Here is a 21818-nt window from a genome sequence, read left to right as displayed (position 1 = left end):
TCATTGTCTCCTCTAGTCAAAATTATTGGTTAGGTAATTTGCCGGTTTCTTTATACTCATTGATCATCCTAGTCAATTTCTTGCGATAAGCAGGATCAACTTTAGGGCTGAACTTTCCAAGTGTGATGACACCATCCTGAAAATCAAAGGTGAGATTGCCGGATTTGAGCTCTCCCTTATTGAACTTCTCTGCCGTCAATTCATACAAATCATCTACATGCTGGACCGTACTTGTCAAAACAGTTGACTCTCCAAAATCGGACTGGTCAGATATGTATCCTATTACATATAATCCCTTTTCCTTCACTTTTTCAATCACTGGCACATTAAAGCCATCTCCAGCAGGGTAAATAACATCAGAACCCTTAGCCAATACATCATCCAGGACATCCAGAGCTTTTCTTTGGTCATCCCAGTGCCCTACAAAACGGATATCGACTTTCATATTTTCGTTTTCAAAAATCGCCCCATCATAAAATCCTTCCACTTCGGGCTGCCATTCATACGCTGCAACAATCCCCACTTTCCCTGTTTCAGACATATGACTCGCAACCATTCCTCCAAAGAAACCCATGGCATAAGCGTCGAAATTAAGGCTGGTCGTATTTTCATTTCTGGCATCTCCATTGAAGCTGATGAAATGGATTTTAGGATATTTCCCAGAAATTTTATTAAAATAGGCAGCGTATTCATTTCCATGCCCATAGATGAGATTGACACCTTGCCTGTCAAACTCCTTAACAGCCTCTTCGACAAGTTCAGGAGAATTCATGCCTTCTTTGAAGAAAACATCTACCCCCAGGCTGGTTTGGATTTGCAGCAGCCCTCTGTATCCCTTCGTTCCCCACACCTGATCATTAATAGTTTCAGGCACTAACAGGCCAACCTTCTCTACCTTCCCTGTTGCAAGAGGTTGTCCGCATCCTCCGAGCAAAAGCAGGCTTAACAATATGAGCCCGAAACGTTTCAGCATCCGATGCATCTCCTTTTTGCGGCACAGTGTAAACCCTTTAACAATACAGCACCAGCCAAATTAAATTGGAACCGATAAAAGAATCTTTTACCATTTTACTCCGAGGAGTATAGCTTTGAAAAGTGATTTATTAAAATCACTTATTCCTTGCTTTCCCTGATCCGGAAATATTGCTCCTTCTGCTTTTTTAATCCCATGCTGATCTTCTCATTTTTTTTCAAAATTTTTACTTTTATAAATTCATTGATTTTGGGAGTTCTATCAGCTTTTCTCGGTAAAAGCTCTGTTTGCTTCCCAAGCAATTCATTTGCACAACTGCGCCAAAGATTCGTTTTTCCGCTTGCTAAAAAATATTTACCTTCCTTGCCTGACACAGCTAACTCCATAATAGTCTCAACAGCATCTTGAATGTAAAGTGCGTCATGTGTCCATTCCCACTTCGCTATCACTGGAATGCTGCTTTCTCCTTCTAAATAATTTAGGGATTGCTGAAAAAAGTATTCTTCAGGCTGCCAGGGTCCATATATTGTCGGCAAGTAAATTTGGAGAACTGAACTATTTATTTTTTCAATAACTCTCAGCAAATCCAACTGGGAATCCGTTAATTTTTCATGTTTCAATGCTAAGTGTGCAGGCAGGATAAGAATGAGGGTCTGATTGGAACGGTCCATATTTTCAAGTGTGTTTAATATGTCATTAAAGTATTGTTCGATCATCCCATCTTGATTAAATTGCTCATATAATGAAATGAACAAATGTTCATTTGTCCCTGTAGCTTGCCATTCTTTAAAACTAATTTCTGAAAAGTTGGCATTCCTGCCTATTTCCATTTTCTTTTCTTCGATAAAATACTTATCATGTTTGCTTGCTATATGGACTCCTGCTATTTCTACCCCATCATTCAGCATATATTTGCACAAGCTGTAGCCGATAAAATCATACACATTAAGAATTGCTGCCCTTTCCATTTTGATTCCTCCTTGCAATACTCTCTTGTATCCTATGAATCTCATTTGAAAAATATTTGCAGGGAATTATAGGACTTGCTCATGTTTTGTGAAAAACTGCACTGTCTGGCTGCCAACTTGAAGTTTTTTTTCTGGGAGTACATAACTGATGGAAACTGGAAGCCTTTCTTTCTCCCATTTATCTGATAAATTTTTGAGAATTTTTGATTGCTTATATGCTCTGCTTCCAGATAAAACATGGATGATTTTCACTGGAATGTCAGGCTTAAGTTTTGACGCCACTTCTTCGCATTTCAGCTTCTCCTTCAGTTGAAATATATCCATTTCGTATGCTTTTTCTAGTTCCGCAATCAGCTTTTTGTAAAAGAACTTATTCTCTTTTTCCTGTTCCAAATGACCAGTTAAAGAGAAAACTGGATTTATCAAAACTAGTGACCTGATCTTTATATCAGACTGAGAGAACAGTTTCAAAGCCACAAGGGCACCCATTCCCTCCGCCACAACGTGGAAAGAGTTGTTGAGAATCTCATTACGAATGATATGGCAGCAAAGGCTCATTGCCAGATCGACAGCTTTTTTGCTGCCCCAGTGCCTGCCATATAAATTCGAATAAAACACGGTATATCCCTCATGTTTCCACATGTTCAACAGTGAACGTTTTCCTTCATTCTGCGTCCAGAAACTGCCTTTATTGTTCACAAAATGCCTTTCATCTCCCACTACCAGGATACCGAAACCGTTTGGCTTTTCAGGATAATGAATCATGCTCCACTCGGTATCCAGTTTAAAGTTCCGGCTCTCCATACTACCCACTCCTTCCTACAGATTATTCATAATAAAGTATGATATTTAATAAGAATTGAACGGGAGTTTGCCCATTTTTTCATCTTTTTCATCCTGTTGTGTGAAGAGGTGATCAAAATGGTGAATTTAATTAGTGAAAACGCTTTTTAATTTTATTAAAATTGATTTATAATTGAAATGGCTTATGGTAAGATGAGAAAAGATTTAAAAATGTAAGAGGTGAAAAATTTGCGATATTTTTGGACTTTTTTCTGGACATTCCTTTTGGTTCAAATGTTGAACTATGTAGTCGGTTCTATGAGTGGTGTACCATTTGACTTTACTGCTGGCACTATCCTTGCCGTTATTGTAACGATCGTCATTTTTATTCTTCCTGCCATTCTTCCAAATGAACCTGAAGAAAAGCATGGTCTACACTAAGTTTACTACATAAAAAAGTCATCCACATAGGGATGACTTTTTTTATTTTGACTTTGTTTATATTAACCCTAAACCCAGCCACTCATTTAATTGACCTGGAGCTGTAATTCACCATTTTCCACGGTTATTTCCACGGAGCTTTTTTCTTTGATCCTTCCAGCAATAATTTCTTTTGCAAGCTTTGTTTCGACACTTCTTTGAATGAAGCGTTTCAGTGGGCGTGCTCCATAGACAGGATCAAATCCATTTGCTGCCAGATATTCTTTTGCCTCATCACTGATGGTAAGCTGGACTTGCTGGTCAGCAAGCCGCTCCTGCAATGTGATAATCAGCTTTTCAACGATTAATTTGATTTCTTTTAGTGACAGAGGTTTAAATAATATGATCTCATCCACACGATTTAAAAATTCTGGACGGAAATGACTCCGTAATTGGCTCATGACCAGCTCTCGTGTTTCTGAAGTAATCTCCTCCTGCCCCTCATGACGCTCCAAAAGAAAATGAGAGCCAATATTCGAAGTCATAATAATAACTGTATTTTTGAAATCAACTGTTCTTCCCTGTGAATCCGTAATCCGTCCATCATCAAGCATTTGTAGCAGGATATTGAACACTTCAGGGTGTGCTTTTTCTATTTCGTCAAGCAGGATGACAGAATAAGGATTCCTTCTTACAGCTTCTGTAAGCTGGCCGCCTTCTTCATAACCTACATATCCGGGAGGCGCACCGATCAATCGGGATACTGCATGCTTTTCCATATACTCTGACATATCAATGCGGATAATATGCTCCTCACTGTCAAATAAAGACTGGGCAAGTGTTTTGGCTAGCTCTGTTTTTCCGACGCCTGTAGGTCCAAGGAAAATGAACGAACCAATCGGCCTGTTTGGATCCTTGATTCCAGCTCTTGCCCTTAGAACGGCATCTGACACAAGTGATACAGCTTCCTCCTGTCCCACCACACGCTGATGAAGGACGCTTTCGAGCTTAAGCAGCTTCTCCCTCTCGCCTTCGACCAGCTTCATGACAGGAATGCCAGTCCAGCGGGCAACGATGGACGCTATCTCTTCCTCTGTCACTTCTTCTCTAAGGAGCCTTTCTCCAGCCTTTGCACTTACTTCCGTTTCAAGCTCCTTCAGTTCTTTTTCAAGAGAAGGAATGCTTCCATGCCTTAATTCAGCGGCTTTGTTCAAGTCATAATCGTTTTCTGCCTTTTCCAGTTCACGGCGAAACTTTTCCAAAAGTTCGCGTTTCTCTTGCACCTTCTGGATTCCTTCCTTTTCCATCAGCCATCTTGCCTTCATTTCATTTGCTTTTTCGCGAAGGTTGACCAGTTCTGCCTGGAGTCCATCAAGCCGATCACGGCTGGCATCATCCTTTTCCCTTGTAAGGGCCGCTTCTTCTATTTCAAGCTGCATGACTCTTCTTGTCACTTCATCAAGCTCCGTGGGCATTGAGTCAATCTCAGTCCGGATCATGGCACAGGCTTCATCGACAAGATCAATTGCCTTGTCAGGCAGGAATCGGTCGGTGATATATCGATCAGACAAGGTCGCTGCAGCAACAAGTGCTCTATCATGGATATTCACACCATGGTGGATTTCAAATCTTTCCTTCAATCCTCTTAAAATCGATACCGTATCCTCCACATCAGGCTCCTGGACTAATACCTGCTGAAACCTGCGTTCAAGCGCAGGATCTTTTTCAATGTACTTGCGGTGCTCATCCAAAGTCGTCGCACCAATACAGTGGAGCTCTCCGCGAGCAAGCATTGGTTTTAACATATTTCCTGCATCCATTGCACCTTCTGTTTTTCCGGCACCAACGATCGTGTGAAGCTCATCAATAAAAAGAAGGATTTTCCCTTCGCTTTTTTTCACTTCATTTAAAACAGCCTTTAACCGCTCTTCGAACTCTCCACGGAATTTAGCGCCAGCAATCAGTGCACTCATATCAAGTGCAAAAATTGTTTTATCCTTTAAACCTTCCGGAACATCCTTCCGAACGATCCTTTGTGCTAGTCCTTCTACAATGGCTGTCTTACCGACACCTGGCTCACCGATCAGAACTGGGTTGTTCTTCGTCTTTCTTGACAGGATGCGAATGACGTTGCGGATTTCTCCATCCCGTCCGATTACAGGATCGACTTTTCCGGACCTTACTTCTTCTACAAGATCACGTCCATATTTCTTTAATACTTCATACGTAGCTTCTGGATTTTGCGAAGTCACTCTTTGGTTCCCCCTAACCTCTTGAATTCTTGGTAATAAATTTCCCCTTGAAATGCCCATCTTTCTCAAAGCAGAACCTGCTTCGGAGTTAGCCGAATCGATAGCAGCAAGAAGGACATGCTCTACTGATAAAAATTCATCATCTAATTGTGCCATTTCCTTTTCGGCTTGAGCCAAAACCTTTTGAAGTGATGCAGTAATATATAATTTCCCCTGTTCCACACCACTGCCGGATACCTGGGGCTTTTTAGCCAATGCTTTCTTTAATTCATCGTTAAGCTTTCCAATTTCAATACCCATACCAGAAAGCAATGTTGCACCTAAATTGTTTTCCTGTCCAAACAAGGATAGCAATAAATGCAGATCATCAACTTCCTGATGGTTATGTTGCACAGCCAGGGTTTGGGCTGATATAAATGCATTTTGTAAGCTTTCTGTCATATTGTTTAAGTCCAACACAACCACTCCTTTGACCATTTTTGACCTTTAATAATATTATAATAAAAATTCCCAATAAGTAAAGCCATCCGTATTGGATGGCTTTACGATTATCATTTGACTTTTGCTGCCTCAAGGTTTTCTCTGGTAAGTCCAGAGACGGTTGTGGTTTGAGGTTTCTGGAAAACGATCTCCTGCACTAAGCTTAAGCTTCTGGGGATTATTGACATTGCTGCCTGTCTCACCGATTTCAATATAAACTCCATTATTTGGCGCCTTTTGTCCAGGGCGGAATTGTCGATTCTGTCCCATTTTGCCTTCCTCCTTTAAAATAAGTATTCCGGCTATTTTATTATCTGCTTATAACCATAAACTATTTATAAAAACATCTGGAAGGCCTTTATCCTTTAATTAAGATGAAATTTACGTTAAATTGGTTTGTATTGAATTATTAAAGAGAAGGCTCTGTTAAACAGGGCTGTTGATTTTCGCCTTCCACTACAATCAACAGGTTTTAAAAACAACAGTGAGCGTTAAAAGAGCCAGAGAGAAAATAAAAATTTTGGAGGAGCTTGATTTGGTATGGAAAATCTTTTTGAATTAATTAAATACATATTATTGGGCCTTTTCCAGGGCATTACCGAGCCTATTCCTGTATCCTCTAGCGGACACCTCGAAATTGCTGAACATTTCTTTGGTCTTGAAATTCAAGGGATGAGCTTTGCGCTTCTGGTCAATACAGCGTCATTACTTGCCGTTTTGCTAATTTATAAAGATGACATCAAGCGTTTAATTGTTAACGGATTAGCATACCTTAAAAGCAAAGACCCGGAAGTAAAATCCGATTTTATGTTCATCATTTATTTGATCGTCGGTACCATTCCAGCAGGAGTAATTGGTATCCTATTTGGAGATTTTATCGAAGATAACCTGGCATCGATCAAGACAGTAGGCATTACCCTTTTAGTGACTGGTCTTGCTTTATGGATAATAAGGAACATTCAGGGCCGTAAAAGTGATGGTGAACTGAGCTACCGTGATGCCATCATTGTCGGACTTGCACAGGCAGTCGCACTAATTCCAGGCATAAGCAGGTCGGGTGCAACAATCGTTGCAGCTATGGGCCTTGGCATGAAACAGGAAACAGCATTAAGGTATTCCTTCCTGCTTTATATACCTGTTAGTGTCGGTGGAATGATTCTTGGATTTTCGGATATTGTGAATGATCCTTATTTGAAAGAGTTGGCTCTTCCATATGTGCTCGCATTTTTTGCATCTTTAATCGCATCATATTTTTCCTTAAAATGGTTCATGAATATTATGGCTCGAGGGAACCTGAAATATTTCGCTATTTACTGTTTCATAGTTGGGGCGCTTGTTATTTTCTTTTCATAATTCACGCTAAAAACCGGCTGCAATGCTGCAGCCGGTTCTTTTAGGCTTAATATAAAATCGTTTACTTGGTTAATCACATTTTAATCTTTTAGAATTTCCACAAGCAGCGCCTTTTGGGCATGCAGTCGATTTCCTGCCTGGTCGAAAACGACAGAGTGATCACCATCAATCACTTCTGCACTTACTTCTTCTCCGCGGTGCGCAGGCAGACAATGCATAAAGAGGTAATCCTTTTTTGCCTGTTCAAGCAAATCCTCATTTACTTGATAATCTTGAAAAGCTTTAAGCCTTTGTTCATTTTCAGCTTCCTGCCCCATGCTGGTCCATACATCTGTATAGATGATATCAGCATCCTTTACAGCTTTTGTTGGCGAATCGGTTATAACCAGCTTCGCACCAGTGATTTCAGCAAACTTTTCACACATTGCCGTTACAGCAGTGTCGGGAAAATACTCTTTCGGTGCAGCAATGGATACATTCATGCCGACTTTTGTACAGGCAATCATTAATGAATGAGCCATATTATTGCCATCACCGATATAAGCGAGCTTCAGTCCTGCCAGCTTCCCTTTCTTTTCATAAACAGTCAGTAAATCGGCGAGCGCCTGGCATGGATGAAAAAGATCGGTCAATCCGTTAATGACAGGGATTGCGGCATGTTCGGCAAGCTCCTCTACAGAACTATGCGAAAAAGTTCTGATCATGATGCCATCGAGATATTGAGAAAGCACCTGTGCAGTATCGGCGACCGTCTCTCCACGACCAAGCTGCAGGTCATTTCCATTAAGATAAAGCGCACTGCCGCCAAGCTGGATCATTCCTACTTCAAATGACACTCTTGTTCGTGTGGAAGATTTATCGAAAATCATTCCTAGAATTTTGCCTTTCAATGGGTAATCGAATTGTTTTTTCAATGTCTTTTCTTTAAGTTCAACAGCTTTTTCAATCAGGCCAATGATTTCCTCTGAAGCCAAGTCTGCCAATGTCAATAAATCTTTTCCTTTTAAATCGACGTCTAGCTGCTGCATTGTAGTCATTTCGCAATCACTTCCTCACTGGTTTCTTTATGCCATGCACCCAAAGACTTAACATCCCATCTCTCAATTGAGGAGCTATTTAAAAGTGCCTTCAATGTCTCTTTTTGTGTCAGTACGATTTTTCTGTTTTTGATTGCCCATTCCCTTAATGCTATATCTCTAGTTGATTCCCCTGAACAAAATAAAGCAACGATTTTTTGGTGGTCAGCACAATGATCAAACTCCACCATTTCCAAAGAAGGTAAATCGAATTGATTGCTTACTTCCACTAAATCACACTTATCTGCAAATGCGATTGCTCCTTCGAGAGGTTTTCCGTTAATGGAATGGAAACTTTTGCTCAATGCCTCCTCCGTTGATGGTGCAATACTGATTCCTTCCCCAGTGGAAATCATTTGTGGCCCTGTCTTGGAATCCAGTCCCTTCAAAGCAAAGTTTGAAAAAACAGGATGTTTAACACAACTAAACGGAGCATCCGAATCAAGCAGCAATTCGTCTTTCGACAAAAAGTATTTCCCGAGCAATATTTTTGTCGCTTTTTTCACTAATTCCACTCCGGCTATCTTGCTAACTATCGGCATCGTCCTGCTTGAACGAGGATTGATTTCAAGCAGCAATACTTCATTTCCATTCACAATAAATTGGATATTCATTAACCCTTTATAGTTAATTTCTGTTACGATTTTCTTTGCATATTCTGCCATCAGCTGTTTTGTTTCAGCTGAAAAACTCTGGGCTGGGATCATACAGAAGCTATCTCCCGAATGCACACCCGTTTTTTCAATATGTTCTATAATTGCTGGAATAAGGACATGTTCTCCATCTGAAGCAAGATCAAGCTCCGCCTCTTTAGCTTCAAGATATTGGTCCACGAGGATTGGATACTGAATTTTACCTGCCTCAATGACATTGAATAGCTCCTGACGATTACCGATCACAACCATGTTCAGTCCGCCGATTACATAGGAAGGACGAATCAGTACAGGGTAACCCAATTGTTCAACAGCAAGCAAAAGCTCAGCTTTATTCGCTGCTGTTTCTCCTTTAACTCTTGGGATCTCCAGCTTATCAAGCAGCTGATAAAATTGGTCCCGGTCTTCAAATAGGTCAATTGTTTTAGAGCTCGTGCCAAGCAGCTGGACACCTGCTTCTTCAAGTCCCTTTGCCAGGTTCAAAGCTGTTTGTCCGCCGAGCTGGACGATCACTTCTTGGATTCCCTCATTCTCGATAACATTTAAAATATCTTCAAGCATCAATGGTTCAAAGTACAATCTGTCAGAGATTGCAAAGTCTGTGCTTACAGTTTCCGGATTATTGTTAATCATGATTGTTTCTACATCTTCTTCGTTTAAGGCAAATACCCCATGAACGGAGCAATAGTCAAATTCAATTCCCTGTCCGATGCTGATGGGCCCGCTGCCAATGACCAACACCTTGCGTCTGCTGCTTGCGGCAGGTGCTTCATTTTCTCCAAAATAACTGGAATAGAAATAATTTGAAGAAGATTCAAATTCAGCGGCACATGTATCGACCATTTTATATACTGGTGTTACATCATGACTTTTTCTTAGTGATCTAATCTTTTCCTCAGTAACCTTCCATTCTTTGGCTAAAAATTCATCGCTAAATCCTTTTTCTTTAATGTGTCTCAACTCAGAGGCAGTAACCTGTTCGCTGCTTAGTCCTTCAATCATCTTTTCCATATCAATCATCGCCTTGAATTTAGCGAGGAAAAATAGATCAATATTTGTTTTTTGGTGCAGCAAATGAATGTCCTCGTCACGTCGAAGCAATTCAAGAAGCGCAAAAATCCGCTGGTCGGTCTGTTTTGCTGCCAAATCATAGAGCTGCCCATCTGTATATTGTGAGATGGCAGGTAGCTTAAGATCCAGCGTTTTGATATTCAAAGATTTAACCGCCTTAATAAAGGCACGCTCAAAACTTCGATCAATAGCCATCGCTTCTCCAGTTGCCTTCATCTGTGTGCCCAATGTCCTGTCAATCTGGGGAAATTGTTCAAACGGCCATTTCGGTATTTTTACTACAACATAGTCCAATGCTGGTTCATAGCTTGCATAAGTATTACCGGTGACAGGATTCTTGATTTCCGCCAGGTTATAGCCAACAGCTAATTTCGCTGCCATTCTGGCAATCGGGTAGCCTGTCGCTTTTGAAGCGAGTGCTGAAGACCTGCTTACCCTTGGGTTCACTTCAATCAAATAATAATTCTTGCTTTCAGGATCAAGTGCAAACTGGATGTTGCAGCCGCCAATGATTCCTAAGGCAGATATAATTTTAACAGCTGATGTTCTCAGCATCTGATATTCCCTGTCTGTCAGTGTTTGGGAAGGAGCAACAACGATTGAGTCACCAGTATGGATGCCCACTGGATCAATATTTTCCATATTGCAAATCGCAATACATGTGCCAGCGGCATCCCGCATCATTTCATACTCGACTTCTTTAAAACCTGCAATGCTCCGTTCAATCAGGCATTGAGTAATTGGGCTCTCATTCAGCCCGCCGGTTACAAGTGATATTAATTCGTTCATTGAGGACGCGATTCCGCCGCCCGTGCCTCCAAGCGTATAAGCAGGTCGAACAATTAATGGAAAGCCAATTTTCTCAGCAAATGCGATTGCCTCCTCAACCTGCTGAACAACCTCACTTTCAGGAACTGGCTCATTCAGTTCATGCATCAAACTGCGAAAAGCCTCTCGATCTTCTCCCTGCTTGATGCTCGCAACTGATGTCCCAAGCACTTTTACCTTGTATTTTCCAAGGATTCCTTGCTCACTCAACTTGAACACCAAATTCAAGCCTGCCTGGCCCCCTAGTGTTCCGAGGATTCCATCAGGCTTTTCGAGTGCAATAACCTTTTGTACACCTTCCACTGTCATTGGCTCAAAGTAAACAGCGTCTGCAAAGACATGGTCGGTCATAACGGTGGCAGGGTTGTTGTTTACAAGGATGACCCTGTATCCTTCCTCCTTAAGTGCTATACAGGCCTGTGTTCCTGCATAGTCGAACTCGGCTGCCTGGCCTATGATGATGGGACCAGAACCAATTACTAAAACTGATTTAATACTAGTATCTTTAGGCATAGCTGACTTCTCTCCGCTTTTTGTATTTGACTGTTTGGATGAATTCTTCAAATATAAATGTACTGTCCTCTGGTCCAGGACTTGCTTCAGGATGGAACTGTACTGTCAGGAGAGACAGTTTATCATGGTAAAGTCCCTCGATCGATTGGTCGTTTTTATTGTAAAAACGCACCTTCAAGCCAGTTTTGCCAATGCTGTGCTGGTCAACAGCATAGCTATGGTTTTGTGATGACATGAATACCTTGTCTGCTGTCACATCATAAACAGGCTGGTTTGCTCCCCGATGACCAAATAACATCTTTTTTGTATCTCCACCAAGGGCAAGCGCTGCCAGCTGATGTCCAAGGCAGATTCCTAAGGTTGGATAATACTCAATCACTTTTTTTATTTCTGGCAGCTTGGCAGCTAATTCTTTCGGATCTCCAGGCCCATTTGATAATAGGACGCCATCGGGCTGGAGGGCCGAAATTTGTTTAAAGGTATAGTGGTATGGAACAATTGTTACAAGACAATTTTGTTTTACTAAGTATTCAGCGATCGATTTCTTAAAACCATAATCAATCAAAACAATGTGCGTATCACCCGAGCCAATTGTTTTAGGTTTAATGGTCGATACTTCCTTTACTTTCAGGCCTGCAATCATGTCACAACTTAAATCACCTGCAGGGTTATTTGATAGAACAGCTGGCATCGTTCCATTCTGACGGATGCTTTTTACAAGTTCTCTTGTATCAACATGTTCAAGTACCGGTACATCCCATTTCTTTAAATATTCTAAGAATGAATGCTGAGCTTCATAATGGTAGGCGGTGCTTGCCGCTTCGTATACAACGACAGCTGCTGCATGCGGCCTCTTGCTCTCAAAGTCTTCATCATTTATCCCATAGTTGCCGATAAGCGGGTACGTAAAAACAATGATTTGATGTTTATATGAAGGATCTGTCAGAACCTCCTGGTACCCGGTCATCCCGGTAAAAAACACAATCTCTCCTGCAATTCCTTCTTCAGCCAGCTTCCCGTGCAAGTGACCCAGAAATGTCTTGCCGTCAGCCAGTTGCAGATATCCTTCCATCTGACACCTCTCCTGTTGAATATTTATTTATTTTATTTTATTTTTATACATTTATTTTTAAAAAATATACAGCCTTTACGCTGTAATGGAATGTATGTTTACAGTGTCTTCTATTATATGAACAGCCTTTTCAATCTCGTCCTGACTTACATTAAGCGGTGGAAGTAAACGGATCACTTTTTCTCCAGCTGGCAGCGCAATCAGTCCCGCCTTTCTTAAAGCAGTCAGGATCGGCTGAACCTCTTCTGACATTTCAATTCCTGCCATCAGTCCAAGTCCCCTGATTTCCTTTACACTCTCCAAATGGCCAAGTCTTTTATCGAGCAATTCAAATAATAACTCCCCTTTGGCCGCTGATCCTAGTAAAAATTCATCGTTAAAAATGATTTCCATCGTCGCAGATGCTGCAGCCGAACTTACAGGGTTTCCTCCAAATGTTGAACCGTGACTCCCTGGACCGAAGAATTCCTTCAGCTCAGCTTTTCCAACGGCAGCTCCAATTGGGAGTCCACTTCCAAGACCTTTGGCAACAGTGATAATATCTGGTTTAATCCCAAAATGCTGAAACGCAAATGGCTTCCCTGTTCGCCCAATTCCTGTCTGGATTTCATCAATGATCAGCAAGGCACCATTTTGTATACATGCTTTTTCTATTTCTTTAAGGAACTCGGGCTCAGCGACATGGATTCCGCCTTCTCCCTGGATGATTTCAATCATGACCCCTGCTGTGTCCGGTCCAATTTCGTTTTGGAAGGCTTCAAGATCATTGAATGGAAGGTGCACAAATGTTTCGAGCATGCTGCCGAATCCCTGTTTGATTTTTTCCTGGCCGGTTGCAGCCATCCCTGCGAATGTCCTGCCGTGAAATGATTGCAGGAAGGAAATGATTTTCGTTCGCCCGGTAGCTTTTCTCACTAGTTTAATTGCTGCTTCATTCGCCTCAGCTCCACTGTTAGCAAAGAATACACAATCCAATCCCGCAGCTTCTGCCAGTTTTTCCGCTGCTACTTCTTGTATGCTTTGAGGGAAGAGATTAGAAACATGCCAATATGATTCCAGCTGTTTTTTAACTGCAGTCTCTACAGGCTCAGGTCGATGCCCTAAATTGCATACACCGATACCTGAAGTGAAATCAAGGTATTCACACCCATCCTTTCCATAAATCCAAGCACCTGATGCTCGTTCAGGCTCAATTTCCCATCTCTGATAAGTCGGGAATAAATAGCTCATTATAAAACCCTCTCTTTTGCGGCAATCGATGTCCCATGCCAGCTGTTATTTTTATAAAATTGCTTTTTGCCAGAAATGATCATTACTTTTTCTACCCCGGCAGCCATTGCAGATAAGGCTGACATCACCTTAGGCACCATCCCGCCATAAATTTGGCCATCAGCAATATAGCCTTCTACTTCTTGTTCAGTCACGTCACTGACAATCTCACCTTCGATAAGAATTCCTTCTACATTTGTTACAAATGCACAGCGTTCGGCCTTTAAAACCTTCGCAATGGAGGCCGCGGCATAGTCGCCATTGATGTTCAGCTTGAAGCCATCTTTGGCAGCTGCGATCGGTGTGATAACCGGTATATAGCCGTTTTCAATTGTCATCATGATTAATTCATTGTTTACTTCGGAAATAGTCCCGACATATCCTAATGCGTTTTTATCAAGATAATCTCCCTGGAGGCAATCCCCATCGCTACCGTTAATGCCAAGTGCATTGAAGCCATTTTTAATCAGCATTCCACAAAGCTGCCGGTTTGTTTGACCAGATAAAACCATTTCAACGATTCCCATTGTTTTTTCACAAGTCACCCGCAAACCATCTTTGAATTGTGCTGTTATCCCAAACAAGTCCAGCATTGAGTTGATCGCTGGCCCGCCGCCATGGACAATTACGGGGGAAAAGCCGTTCTCCATCAACTCTCTTAAGCTTGAAAAAAAATCATCAGTCAGCTCATCCAATACACTTCCGCCGCATTTAATGACTATTATCCTCAAAGAATTCGCCCCTTTATGTGCGATAACTTGCATTTATTTTCACATAATCATATGAAAGGTCGCAGCCCCATGCCATGCCAGTGCCGTCACCAATTTGTAGGTCAACAAAAATTTGCACTTTATCATTCATTAAGTATTCCTTCGCATCTTCCTCGTTAAAAGCAATCGGAGTGCTGAGTTTAAGCATTTTGATTGGGCCAAGAGCGATATCGACTGTTTTTGGATTTACAGCTGCCTGGCTTTGGCCAATTGCACCGATAATCCTTCCCCAATTCGCATCTGCACCATACACCGCTGTTTTGACAAGGTTTGAGCCGGCAATCTTCTTTGCGATTGTACAGGCATCTTCATTTGTCTGCGCGCCTTTTACAGATACCTCAATTAATTTCGTTGCTCCTTCCCCGTCCTTAGCAATTTGTTTTGCAAGGCTGGCGCAGCTTTCTTTTAACAGTTCAAGAAAAACTGGCCACTCTGGATGCTCAGGGCTTAAAGGAGCATTCCCCGCAGCACCGTTCGCGAACACAAGTACCATATCATTTGTTGATACGTCCCCATCTACCGTTATTTGGTTGAAAGTAGTATTCGTGACTTCTTTTAATGCCAAGGTAAGATGCTCGCTCTCTATAGCTGCATCTGTTGTCAGAAAACCAAGCATTGTTGCCATGTTCGGATGAATCATTCCCGATCCCTTAGCGGCTCCTCCTATGACTACTGTCCTTCCATCAATAACTGCAGAATAACAGCATTGCTTCATGACAGTATCCGTTGTCAGGATTGCTGTTTGAAAGGCTTCTGCATCACCAGCTGACTTCCCTAATTCGAGATTGTCAATTCCGGCTTCAATTTTTTCCATCTGTAAAAATTCACCGATGACACCGGTGGAAGCTACAGCCACATGATGTTCAGCAATACCTAATTTTAAAGCGGCTAATGACCTCATCTTTAATGCATCCTGATATCCTTGTTCGCCTGTACATGCATTCGCACAAGCACTATTTACAACGAGCGCCTGTAGAACACCTTCTTGGGCGATGCTTTCCTGTGTTACCAGCAAAGGAGCTGCCTGAAAGTGACTCGTAGTGTATACAGCCGCACAATTCCCCGGTGTTTCGCTCACAATCATACCTAAATCAAGCTTGTTATAACGAAGTCCCGCATGGACACCGCCGCAGAGGAACCCTTTTGGACTAAGGATGCCGCCATCCGTCATTTCTTTAATTAAGTTCTGGTCAGTTAATGCCTGGTACATGTTATCCTCCTTTATGGGTACAGGGGTATCAATCCAAGACCTGCCGTTTCCTCTATACCAAACATAAGGTTGGCATTCTGGACAGCCTGGCCTGCAGCCCCTTTCATTAAATTATCAATGACAGAAACGATTGTCAGCCTCCCGGTCCGCCGATCCGCGTGCAGGCCTATATCACAAAAATTCGAGCCTTTCACTTCTTTTACTGCAGGAAAAACTCCCTCTTTCCTAATTCTGATAAACGGGTGTGTATGATAGGTTTGTTCATATAAATCTAGCAATCTTTCTGTATCAACTTCATTCCTAAGCTGAACATACATGGTCGCCATGATCCCTCTTGTGATAGGAATTAAGTGTGTGCTGAATGTAATAGTTACCTGGCCGCCATTCCACTTGCTAAGCTGCTGTTCAATTTCGGGAATATGCTGATGCTCGTTGACTTTATAAATTTTAAAATTTTCATTCAATTCAGCGTATAGCGTACCCATTGAAGGAGATCTTCCAGCACCCGACACACCTGATTTAGCATCGATAATGATGCTCGACTGATCAATTAATTTTTCCTCGAGAACAGGTGCAAGCCCCAGAAGCGCTGCAGTCGGATAGCAGCCAGGGTTAGCCAGAAGCCTCGCATCTTTGATCTCATCTTTATGCCATTCACTTAGACCATAAACGGCCTCAGCTAGAATCGAGTCATTTACCGGATCATGACCATACCAAGTTTTATATGAATCTCCTTTTTTCAGTCTCATATCTCCAGATAAATCAATTATCTTAATTTTGGTACCGAAAAATGAATCAACAAGCTTCCCAGAAACCTTTGAAGGTGTTGCCAGAAATACAACATCCGCTTCCTCAGCGATTTTTTCAATATCAATTTTTGTAAGGACTTTATCAAAAATTCCAGTTAAGTGTGGATATTCTTCGGATACTGGTTTTTCATCTCTCGTCGTATGGACCGAATGGATTGTGAAATGGGGATGATTTGCCAGGAGGCGAATCAGCTCTCCTCCCCCATATCCTGTTGTACCGATGATAGCTGCTTTCACTTTTCTCCTCCTTTTAGAAATGTATAAATAACCAAAAATATTAATAAATATTAATTATGTTCTTTTAATTATAAGAATTCACTTTTCAAAACGCAACAAATTTATTAACAATATGTGAACAATTCGCAATTTTATTGCTGGCTTAATATGCTTTACAATATAATTATATTAATTTTTTATACGGACAGGAGTATAAATGACCTGCCGTACATGAGGTGGTATTAACATGCAGGCTGCAACAATCATGTCACCAAAGCTGAATAAAGTATTCGAAAAGGTTCATAGGATCAAAAAAATTGAAAAAGGCTCATTTCTTTTTGAGGAAGGAAATAACGCAAGTGAGCTGTATATTATTCAAAGCGGCAAATTCCAGATCAGCAAGATGGTTGCTGACGGTCGTGAACTGACAATCAGAATGTGCTCAGCCGGTGAATTGGTTGGAGAGCTATCATTGTTCAGCCCTGCATCAAGCCATTTACTTACTGCGAAAGCCTCCGAGAGTGGAACTGTAGCAGTAATCCAGAAGGATAATCTGGAGAATGAAATTGCGAAGGATAATGCGCTCGCGCTGGAATTAGTAAAATGGCTTTCATTACAGCACCGAAAATCACAAACAAGGTTTCGGGATCTTGTTCTGCACGGCAAGAAAGGTGCTTTATATTCGACATTAATACGGATGGCAAACAGCTATGGTGTGGTGACGGACGAAGGAATTAAAATCGATGTTTCCTTGACAAACCAGGAGCTCGCCAATTTTTGCGGCACATCCCGCGAGGTAGTCAACCGACTGCTGAGCGAGTTAAGGAGAAATAATAGCATTTCCATTGATAAGGGCTACATCACTGTTCATGCATTGAATCGGCTTAAAAGAGAAATAGATTGTGAAAGCTGCCCTGCTGAAGTTTGTAATATTGAATAATGATGTTATTTATGTATAGTTTTTATTGATATTTTTAGGCAAGGCTATTTTAAAAGACATTGCTGATTTTAGCACCTGTTGATTGGAGCGAAGCGACGAGGAGGCTCACCTGACGCCCCGCGGAAAGCGAGTGCCTGGAGCGGAAATCAACAGACAAGTTTAACAGAGCCAAAGCAAAAAAGCAGAAGCTGCCAGCACATTCGGGCAGCTTCTGCTTTTCTATTTAAATTGAAAACAACATAATAATGAAAAACAATGCAGCATTTATTATTTCATATATACCTACTTTCGTAACCGATACTGGTTTTCCATATAGTAAAACCGCCCTAATTAAGCTTGGGACTGCTGCCACTGCAACAGTCTCCTCGCCTGCAGCCAGCCATAAAGCTGGTACAAGGAGATGATAGGTCCATGATATCCATTTAAAGCTCTGATTCTTCTTTTCACGAATCATCGTTTTTACATAGAGTGTACTGCCTGTAAAAAATAAAATGGAAGCTGCAAATACAAGGACTGCTTTTACGTTAATCACAGCGCCAGGCAGATAACTGCTGGCCAGCCCAGCTATCGAAAAAACAATGATTGCACTGAGGTCATTCATTAGTGCCCGATCTTTATTTTTTGCTGAAAAATAAGCATTGAGGATAAAGAATGGAATCATCGAAAATCCAAAATAAGCTATGGATGGCGTTGTAAATAACGGAACCATCAAAAACACCAGGGCTGGAATCATATAGATAAGCACCCATTTGCGATAAAGTGAAATTTTCTTCTTTTTAAACATCAATAACAGTGGATATGTTGCTAAATATAATAATATCCAGCCTATGAAAAACGGGACATGCTGCCAGATTACTTCACTTGCCGCTGCTCCAAGCCAGAAAGGGATGATCAGCATAGCCCAGGCTCCGTGTTGTTTTGGCATAAATAACTTCATGAATCAACACTCCCTTGTTCTTTCCTGACTTAAATATAGAATAATTTCTACATCAAATAAGTGAAGCTTATCACATATCACTTTTCCATTTATCGAATGTCATTGAACTGTCAAAATACGTTCTTTTTCATGCATTCCTGCAAATACAAAAAAAGCTGAACCAAAAGATTCAGCCCTGACTGTTGATAAACCCGATTAAATTGAGCTTGTTTACAGTTTCTCATCTTGTGTGGGAATTATAACAGGTTTTCAATAACTGATCTGTGACCTGCAACTTTGTCGACAAGCTAAGCTGAACAAAAAGATTCAGCCTCTATTTTCATATTGAATGTTTTGCGCTATTACATAAAGTTTCATTAATAATTATGTGAAATCGGCTCTAATACAATTGGTTAGCCAGGTAAAACCAGATTCATCACTTGTATCAAATGATGGGATGTCTTGGTCCATGAAATGCCTTGCCAGACTTGCATCACGATAAAAAATGACTTTAATACATGGCAGTTTTTCAAGAAGCTCCAGATCTCCCTTGTCCCTAAGAATGACAGCCTTTGGATACTTCTCGTTTTTGTATCCTTCAATTAGAATCACATCTGGTTTAAAGAAAGAAAGCATCTCGATTTCTTCCAAAAGAGTCCACTGTTTTTGTTCTGCCTGGATAAGGACCCTGCCTTCTCCTTCAACTAGGGAGACAGCTGCACCTGCTGCAATATGGCGTCCCGAATCCTTTGTTTCATCCACCTCTGGCTTACCACCGTGACCATGGTGCTTGATTGTAGCAATTTTCAGCCTGGATGCGGATAAATGTTCTATTAGCTTTAGGCTTAATGTCGTCTTGCCGCTGTCCTGGTATCCTGCAATCTGGAAAATGACCGGTTTTACCAAGGCCACTCACTGCCTGTGTGATCTTCGAGCATAAGAACATCAACTTCCATCCCCTGTTCAAAGCCTCTTGTACCGCCAGGAAGGATCATCAGCGAGTTCGCGCCTGCTAAACTCATGATGATATTTGACTTATCGAGACCGCTCGGAGTTACAACGAGCTTTCCATCCTGGATTGTCAATGCGCTTCTGACAAACCTGGTGAACGGATTTGCTTTTGGGAAATTAGCGTCTAATATGGCTAATTCCTTTCTTAGATGCGGCAGCTCGGAAAATAACATTGTCCTGATAATTGGTCGCGCAAACAGTTCAAAGCCTACATAACAGGCAGATGGATTTCCAGATAGTCCAAATAAAAGCTTTCCATCCATCTGAGCTACTGTTGTTACGCTTCCTGGTCTCATCGCTACTTTATTGAAAAGAACCTCGGCACCCATCTTGGCATAAATTTCAGGCAGATAATCAAAATCTCCCACAGAAACCCCACCAGTGGTGATGAATAAATCCACTTCTGCAATTGCCTTACTGACCGCTTCGAAGCATGTATCGAAATCATCAGGCAGCTGTCCAAAGTATTTCACTTCTGCTCCTGCACGCAGGATTTGAGCCGAGATCATATAGGAATTGCTATTTCGGATTTTCCCAGGCTCTAGAGGTTCATCAACCTCCAGAAGCTCGGTTCCGGTTGCATAAAGCCCGATCACCGGTTTTTTAGCCACAGGCACTTTTGCATAGCCGAATGTCGCTAGCATTGCCTGGATCCCTGGATTGATAAAAGTACCCTTTTTTACAAGCACCTCCCCCTCCTTTGCATCCTCGCCACGGTAGGAGACATTATCACCCTTATTGTGCTTGCGCTTTGTTTCCATATATTTTTTTCCGTCTCTCTCGACTTCTTTTGCCAATTCAAACATGACAACTGTATCAGCACCAACGGGTAATTGCGCTCCTGTCATGATCCTCACAGCCTGGTTAGGGCCAAGTTCTTTATCAGTCAGCATGCCTGCTCCAATATGGTCAACGACCTCAAACTGAACTGCCTGGGATTGAGAAGCATCCTGTGTGTCAATCGAACGTACTGCATATCCATCATACGGCGCCCTGTCAAAATGAGGAACGTCACTTGTTGCTTTTAGATCCTCAGACAGATAGCGACCGTAGCTTTCATTAATCGAAACGTACTCAGTTGAGCCCTTTTTCTTATGCTCCATTACCCTTTGTACTGCCTCTCCAATTGGAATAGGGTTTCTTTTCTCTAACATATTATCAGCTCCTATTGCAGGCTAAAACTTATCATGGCTCTTTTCGTGTATCTAGCATTTTCATTTAAAAAAGAACTTAAATTTCTTAAAAAAAGTGCCAATAAACATTCTAATTGTATTTACTACAAAACATTATGAAAAAGCCTTTTAGTAACATTACGCTTTTCATTATAAGAGTAATGGAAAAATGAAAATATAACAAACCTCACAGTATTCACTTCAAAAATTCCTTATAAATATGTAGATTTTTTGTGAAGTGTGATGCACATCACCAGGTAGTTAATCTAATTCCTATATGATGAGTTTGGAAACAGTAATAATAAATATATGGAGGTTTTTTACATGAAAATGCCTTTTAATCAAAATTCCTTAGTTAAGGATATTGTTAATTTGTTCCCTCAATCCAGTGATTTATTCAAGAAGAACCGTCTTGATTTTTGCTGTGGCGGCAATCGTCCACTAGCAGAAGCAGCTGCCGAACAGAACCTTAATGTTCCGACGATCATGGCGGAGCTTGAAGAGCTATATAAAAAACATAACGGAACTGCAGATAATATGGAGGTTTGGACAGAAACCGATTCTGATATCCTGATAGACCATATTAAAAATAAATATCATCGTGAACTCGAGGAAGAGCTTACCCTGCTTAGCCCATATGTAACCAAGGTTTCAAAGGTACATGGAGATCGTCATGAAGAACTTTTAAAGGTATATGAACTCTTCTATGAATTTAAAAAGGAATTACTTGAGCATACCGCCAAGGAAGAAGCAACAGTGTTCCCGATGCTGCTTCAATTGGATTCAGCGGATACCGATAAGCGCAATGAAATGATTTCTGAAATCACTGAACTTGAAAAAGAACATGATCATGCAGGCTCAATCCTTAAAGAATTGCGCGAAATAACATCCGATTTCACCCCGCCTATTGATGCTTGCGGAACATATCGTTTAGTATACAAGCGGCTGGAAGCACTTGAAGCACATACATTCATGCACGTGCATCTCGAAAACAATATCTTGTTCCCGCGGTATATTGCCTAATTGTGAAAAGACCTCATCAGGTTTGAACTATACCCCGGAT

Annotated in this window: 19 protein-coding genes; 4 read left to right on the top strand and 15 right to left on the bottom strand. The window is 41.4% G+C overall.

Features of this window, described 5'->3' with window-relative positions:
- Positions 1-22: 22 nt before the first annotated feature.
- The 3 genes from V7201_RS10820 to V7201_RS10810 form a co-directional block, all read right to left on the bottom strand.
- The gene (locus tag V7201_RS10820; protein ID WP_335376744.1) at positions 23-973 is read right to left on the bottom strand and encodes a BMP family ABC transporter substrate-binding protein; all 951 of its coding nucleotides are present in this window, start codon (positions 971-973) and stop codon (positions 23-25) included.
- Positions 974-1113: 140 nt separating this feature from the next.
- Positions 1114-1941 carry a hypothetical protein gene (locus V7201_RS10815; protein ID WP_335376743.1) on the bottom strand — a complete coding sequence of 276 codons (828 nt, stop codon included), beginning with the start codon at positions 1939-1941 and terminating at the stop codon, positions 1114-1116.
- 66 nt (positions 1942-2007) lie between these two features.
- A complete protein-coding gene (locus V7201_RS10810) occupies positions 2008-2745 on the bottom strand; it encodes a hydrolase (RefSeq protein WP_335376742.1) in 738 nt (245 codons plus the stop codon).
- A gap of 228 nt (positions 2746-2973) precedes the next feature.
- On the opposite strand from V7201_RS10810, the gene V7201_RS10805 reads away from it, so the two are divergent.
- Complete coding sequence (locus V7201_RS10805; protein WP_335376741.1) at positions 2974-3165, top strand: YjzD family protein; 192 nt, start codon at positions 2974-2976, stop codon at positions 3163-3165.
- An 86-nt stretch (positions 3166-3251) separates the two neighbouring features.
- On the opposite strand, the gene clpB is transcribed toward V7201_RS10805, so the two are convergent.
- Together clpB and V7201_RS10795 are read right to left on the bottom strand one after the other, a co-directional pair.
- Positions 3252-5852: an ATP-dependent chaperone ClpB gene (clpB, locus tag V7201_RS10800; protein ID WP_335376740.1), complete on the bottom strand. Its 2601-nt coding sequence runs from the start codon at positions 5850-5852 to the stop codon at positions 3252-3254.
- Positions 5853-5966: 114 nt separating this feature from the next.
- On the bottom strand, positions 5967-6146 hold the full coding sequence (locus V7201_RS10795) for a YjzC family protein (protein ID WP_251477395.1): 180 nt from the start codon (positions 6144-6146) through the stop codon (positions 5967-5969).
- Positions 6147-6416: 270 nt separating this feature from the next.
- Here V7201_RS10795 and V7201_RS10790 point away from each other — a divergent pair, with 270 nt between their 5' ends.
- Positions 6417-7229: an undecaprenyl-diphosphate phosphatase gene (locus V7201_RS10790; protein WP_335376739.1), complete on the top strand. Its 813-nt coding sequence runs from the start codon at positions 6417-6419 to the stop codon at positions 7227-7229.
- A gap of 80 nt (positions 7230-7309) precedes the next feature.
- Here V7201_RS10790 and argF read toward each other — a convergent pair whose 3' ends face one another.
- The 7 genes from argF to argC form a co-directional block, all read right to left on the bottom strand.
- Positions 7310-8266, bottom strand: coding sequence for an ornithine carbamoyltransferase (gene argF / locus V7201_RS10785; protein WP_335376738.1), 957 nt, complete (start codon positions 8264-8266; stop codon positions 7310-7312).
- A complete protein-coding gene (locus V7201_RS10780) occupies positions 8263-11370 on the bottom strand; it encodes a carbamoyl phosphate synthase large subunit (RefSeq protein WP_335376737.1) in 3108 nt (1035 codons plus the stop codon). The genes argF and V7201_RS10780 overlap by 4 nt, the downstream gene beginning before the upstream one ends.
- Entirely contained in the window at positions 11363-12442 is a 1080-nt protein-coding gene (locus V7201_RS10775) for a carbamoyl phosphate synthase small subunit (RefSeq protein WP_335376736.1), read from the bottom strand. Before V7201_RS10775 ends, V7201_RS10780 begins: the two co-directional genes overlap by 8 nt.
- 75 nt (positions 12443-12517) lie before the next feature.
- Positions 12518-13672, bottom strand: a complete 1155-nt coding sequence (locus V7201_RS10770) for an acetylornithine transaminase (protein WP_335376735.1) — start codon at positions 13670-13672, stop codon at positions 12518-12520.
- Complete coding sequence (gene argB / locus V7201_RS10765; protein ID WP_335376734.1) at positions 13672-14442, bottom strand: acetylglutamate kinase; 771 nt, start codon at positions 14440-14442, stop codon at positions 13672-13674. The genes V7201_RS10770 and argB overlap by 1 nt, the downstream gene beginning before the upstream one ends.
- A gap of 13 nt (positions 14443-14455) precedes the next feature.
- Positions 14456-15691: a bifunctional ornithine acetyltransferase/N-acetylglutamate synthase gene (gene argJ / locus V7201_RS10760; RefSeq protein WP_335376733.1), complete on the bottom strand. Its 1236-nt coding sequence runs from the start codon at positions 15689-15691 to the stop codon at positions 14456-14458.
- Positions 15692-15702: 11 nt separating this feature from the next.
- Positions 15703-16737, bottom strand: coding sequence for an N-acetyl-gamma-glutamyl-phosphate reductase (gene argC / locus V7201_RS10755; protein WP_335376732.1), 1035 nt, complete (start codon positions 16735-16737; stop codon positions 15703-15705).
- Between the two features lie 226 nt (positions 16738-16963).
- On the opposite strand from argC, the gene V7201_RS10750 reads away from it, so the two are divergent.
- Entirely contained in the window at positions 16964-17656 is a 693-nt protein-coding gene (locus tag V7201_RS10750; RefSeq protein WP_438825041.1) for a Crp/Fnr family transcriptional regulator, read from the top strand.
- Positions 17657-17879: 223 nt separating this feature from the next.
- Here the strand turns inward: V7201_RS10750 and V7201_RS10745 are convergent, their stop codons facing one another.
- The 3 genes from V7201_RS10745 to V7201_RS10735 form a co-directional block, all read right to left on the bottom strand.
- A complete protein-coding gene (locus tag V7201_RS10745; protein WP_335376731.1) occupies positions 17880-18593 on the bottom strand; it encodes a YwiC-like family protein in 714 nt (237 codons plus the stop codon).
- A 363-nt stretch (positions 18594-18956) separates the two neighbouring features.
- Positions 18957-19484 carry a molybdopterin-guanine dinucleotide biosynthesis protein B gene (gene mobB / locus V7201_RS10740; protein WP_335376730.1) on the bottom strand — a complete coding sequence of 176 codons (528 nt, stop codon included), beginning with the start codon at positions 19482-19484 and terminating at the stop codon, positions 18957-18959.
- A complete protein-coding gene (locus V7201_RS10735; RefSeq protein ID WP_335376729.1) occupies positions 19472-20737 on the bottom strand; it encodes a molybdopterin molybdotransferase MoeA in 1266 nt (421 codons plus the stop codon). The genes mobB and V7201_RS10735 overlap by 13 nt, the downstream gene beginning before the upstream one ends.
- A gap of 342 nt (positions 20738-21079) precedes the next feature.
- On the opposite strand from V7201_RS10735, the gene ric reads away from it, so the two are divergent.
- Positions 21080-21778: an iron-sulfur cluster repair di-iron protein gene (gene ric / locus V7201_RS10730; RefSeq protein WP_335376728.1), complete on the top strand. Its 699-nt coding sequence runs from the start codon at positions 21080-21082 to the stop codon at positions 21776-21778.
- The last annotated feature ends 40 nt before the right edge of the window (positions 21779-21818 follow it).

Origin of the sequence: Bacillus sp. JJ1122 (genome assembly GCF_036964885.1) — a bacterium.
GTDB lineage: Bacteria > Bacillota > Bacilli > Bacillales > Cytobacillaceae > Mesobacillus.
The sequence above is the reverse complement of the archived record's forward strand: the minus strand, read 5'-3'. Positions and strand labels throughout refer to the sequence as shown.

Excerpts from the sequence above, each read along its gene's own strand:
- V7201_RS10815 (WP_335376743.1), bottom strand. The coding sequence starts at position 1,941 with ATGGAAAGGGCAGCAATTCTTAATGTGTATGATTTTATCGGCTACAGC.
- V7201_RS10750 (WP_438825041.1), top strand. The coding sequence starts at position 16,964 with ATGCAGGCTGCAACAATCATGTCACCAAAGCTGAATAAAGTATTCGAA.
- V7201_RS10745 (WP_335376731.1), bottom strand. The coding sequence starts at position 18,593 with ATGAAGTTATTTATGCCAAAACAACACGGAGCCTGGGCTATGCTGATC.
- V7201_RS10780 (WP_335376737.1), bottom strand. The coding sequence starts at position 11,370 with ATGCCTAAAGATACTAGTATTAAATCAGTTTTAGTAATTGGTTCTGGT.
- argJ (WP_335376733.1), bottom strand. The coding sequence starts at position 15,691 with ATGTACCAGGCATTAACTGACCAGAACTTAATTAAAGAAATGACGGAT.
- V7201_RS10775 (WP_335376736.1), bottom strand. The coding sequence starts at position 12,442 with ATGGAAGGATATCTGCAACTGGCTGACGGCAAGACATTTCTGGGTCAC.
- V7201_RS10820 (WP_335376744.1), bottom strand. The coding sequence starts at position 973 with ATGCTGAAACGTTTCGGGCTCATATTGTTAAGCCTGCTTTTGCTCGGA.
- V7201_RS10795 (WP_251477395.1), bottom strand. The coding sequence starts at position 6,146 with ATGGGACAGAATCGACAATTCCGCCCTGGACAAAAGGCGCCAAATAAT.
- ric (WP_335376728.1), top strand. The coding sequence starts at position 21,080 with ATGAAAATGCCTTTTAATCAAAATTCCTTAGTTAAGGATATTGTTAAT.
- V7201_RS10735 (WP_335376729.1), bottom strand. The coding sequence starts at position 20,737 with ATGTTAGAGAAAAGAAACCCTATTCCAATTGGAGAGGCAGTACAAAGG.
- V7201_RS10770 (WP_335376735.1), bottom strand. The coding sequence starts at position 13,672 with ATGAGCTATTTATTCCCGACTTATCAGAGATGGGAAATTGAGCCTGAA.
- V7201_RS10810 (WP_335376742.1), bottom strand. The coding sequence starts at position 2,745 with ATGGAGAGCCGGAACTTTAAACTGGATACCGAGTGGAGCATGATTCAT.
- argF (WP_335376738.1), bottom strand. The coding sequence starts at position 8,266 with ATGACTACAATGCAGCAGCTAGACGTCGATTTAAAAGGAAAAGATTTA.
- V7201_RS10790 (WP_335376739.1), top strand. The coding sequence starts at position 6,417 with ATGGAAAATCTTTTTGAATTAATTAAATACATATTATTGGGCCTTTTC.